Genomic DNA, 2548 nt, shown 5'->3' with positions numbered 1-2548 from the left:
CCGATTGAACAAAATCGCTGCGCGATGGCCTGCCAAGGCTGTGGCGCAGTTTTATTTTTATTAAAAAAGCAGTGGAATTACTTTCCATAATCCGTTATTGTTAAGTTACCACACGAAACAACTGAACTAAGAAAGCTCCACTGCCTATGATAAGAATAACATTTTCCAGTCTCTTCCGCAATCGGAATTATGATGCTAACGCACCTCCGAATAGGTAGATGTAATTATTAACACTACTTATTCTGGAGGTTTTATTATGTATAAAGATATTTTTGAATCCATCCGCAATGAAGCGGAAAAACGTAACCTGCGTGAAAGAACTATTCAACTGTATTGCTCTGATGTCAGTTACTTCCTTCATTGGATTGGAAAAAATGTTTCTGATCTTACACTTGAAGATGCGGAAAGTTTTCTCACTGCCAAACGTCTGGAAGGAAGGTCTCCTGAAACTCACAATCACTATCGGTCTGCAATCAAGTTCTTATATAAAAAGGTGTTGAAGATTCTCTGGGATGATGACACTGTTCCGGCTATGAAAAGAGAGCGAAATCTTCCTGCTGTTCTATCCCGCGATGAAATAAATGCAATCATTGACGCCACTCCGAATCTGAAGCATAAAGCGATTATTGCAACTATGTATTCTTCCGGATTACGTGTATCAGAGGTTGTTCATCTTCATTATGATGACATTTCACGTACCAACATGACAATTCATGTTCGTGAAACCAAAGGCAGAATTGACAGGTATACAATTCTGTCTCAAAAAAATTTAGACCTTCTCACAGAGTATTGGTACAAATGTGGTCGCCCTAAAGATATCCTTTTCCCAAGTTCCTGGTCCGGTGGATATCTTGATATAGCCAGTGTTAACCAGTTCTTTAAGAAAAGTGCTAAACTCGCCGGCATTAACCGTCATGTTTCCTCTCATGCGTGCCGTCATAGTTTTGCCAGCCACCTATTCGAAAGTGGCACAGATATAAAATATATCCAGTCACTTCTGGGACATGTTGATCCTCGCTCTACAGATGTTTACCTTCATGTGAGCAACAAGACACTTCTTGGAATCCGCAGCCCGTTCGACAACCCGGAAGGTGGTGAATCATGAGTAAGGATTGTACGATTCAGGATGTTTTTCATCGTTTTTATCCATCTTTTGAATCCACACATAGTATTTCTCCCGCTCAGCGAAAGGCCGCTTATCACATCATGAATTGCAAAACCGGTGCCTTTGGTGTGAATGTAAGCGTATGCGAGGACTGCGGCTGCATGTCAGTCCACTATAACTCCTGCCGTGACAGATGCTGTCCTATGTGTCAGGAGTTTCCAAAAGAAAAATGGGTAGATGCACGGCGTGAGGATATCTTAGATGCTCCTTATTTCCATGTAGTTTTTACAGTTCCAGAAGAACTTAATCCCATTATCTACAGCAACCAGAAATTCTTATACACTGCTCTTTATCATGCGGCTTCAGATACTCTCAGTGAACTTGCTGCTGATAGTAAATATCTTGGGACTGATATCGGCTATATTTGTATCCTCCATACATGGGGAAGCACCATGAATTTTCATCCTCATATCCATGCGATTGTTCTTGGTGGAGGGCTGGATGTGAAAAATCATTGGAAAGACAACGGGAAAGAGTTTTTTCTTCCGATTAAGGTGATCTCCAAAATATTTCGTGGAAAATATATGGCTGAACTTAAGCAGCTCTGGGAAAATGACAGGCTTGAATTTCATGGATCGGCTGCACCTTACAAAAACTACTATACTTTCAAGGAATTGTTAAATACCTGCTATACAAAGGAATGGATTCCTTATTGCAAGAAACCATTTGACGGTGCCGAATCTGTCATCAGATACCTTGGAAAATACACCCACCGGATTGCTATCAGCAACTACCGTATCAAAGACATGACAGAATCTACAGTTACTTTTTCCGCTAAAGATTACAAAAACCAAGGGCTTTGGAAAGAGATCACCATATCCAGCGAGGAATTTATCCGTCGATTTTTAATGCATGTTCCTCCAAAACGTTTTGTACGTATCAGGCACTATGGTCTTCTTTCATCCAGAAATAAGAAGAAAAAGATTACCCTATGTAGAAACATCCTTGGTTGCAAAAAATATATTTCCAAGCTGAAAGATATGGATGCACCTGCCATTATCCGTCTTCTTTATAATAAAGATATATGCAAGTGTTCTTCCTGTGGTGGTAAGATTATTCCTCTGTCTACAGAACAACATTTTATAAAACCAAAACCACATATGCTCTGTTAACGTATCATAACTGTATATTTTTTTAGCTTCTTTAGGGAGGCTTATTTCTGGTGTCATAATACAGGACTGAATTATAAATTCTATGTGTTTCTATGTGTACACGCTATCCTATTATAAATAGAGTGTCATAATTAAAAGTCCATATAGAGTTGACGCACTTTGTTCAACCAGAAAAAATCGAAATTGATGCAAACGAAAGGGCAGTTAATGAAAAGTCTCCATACTGCTTTTTCGTTTGCACCACCTTCGATTCTTTCCTTAACGATTTATC

General features: G+C 39.4%; 2 protein-coding genes. Both read left to right on the top strand.

Annotated elements, in window-relative coordinates; all coding sequences use genetic code 11:
- Positions 1-256 precede the first annotated feature (256 nt).
- Positions 257-1105, top strand: a complete 849-nt coding sequence (locus tag ABHC48_RS20410) for a site-specific integrase (RefSeq protein ID WP_347506055.1) — start codon at positions 257-259, stop codon at positions 1103-1105.
- Positions 1102-2277: an IS91 family transposase gene (locus ABHC48_RS20405; RefSeq protein ID WP_118085134.1), complete on the top strand. Its 1176-nt coding sequence runs from the start codon at positions 1102-1104 to the stop codon at positions 2275-2277. Before ABHC48_RS20410 ends, ABHC48_RS20405 begins: the two co-directional genes overlap by 4 nt.
- The last annotated feature ends 271 nt before the right edge of the window (positions 2278-2548 follow it).

Origin of the sequence: Ruminococcus sp. 1001136sp1 (assembly GCF_039841815.1) — a bacterium.
Lineage (GTDB): Bacteria > Bacillota > Clostridia > Lachnospirales > Lachnospiraceae > Blautia_A > Blautia_A faecis.
Note: the sequence above shows the minus strand (reverse complement) of the source record. Positions and strands in the feature narration are given on the sequence as shown.

Excerpts from the sequence above, each read along its gene's own strand:
- ABHC48_RS20410 (WP_347506055.1), top strand. The coding sequence starts at position 257 with ATGTATAAAGATATTTTTGAATCCATCCGCAATGAAGCGGAAAAACGT.
- ABHC48_RS20405 (WP_118085134.1), top strand. The coding sequence starts at position 1,102 with ATGAGTAAGGATTGTACGATTCAGGATGTTTTTCATCGTTTTTATCCA.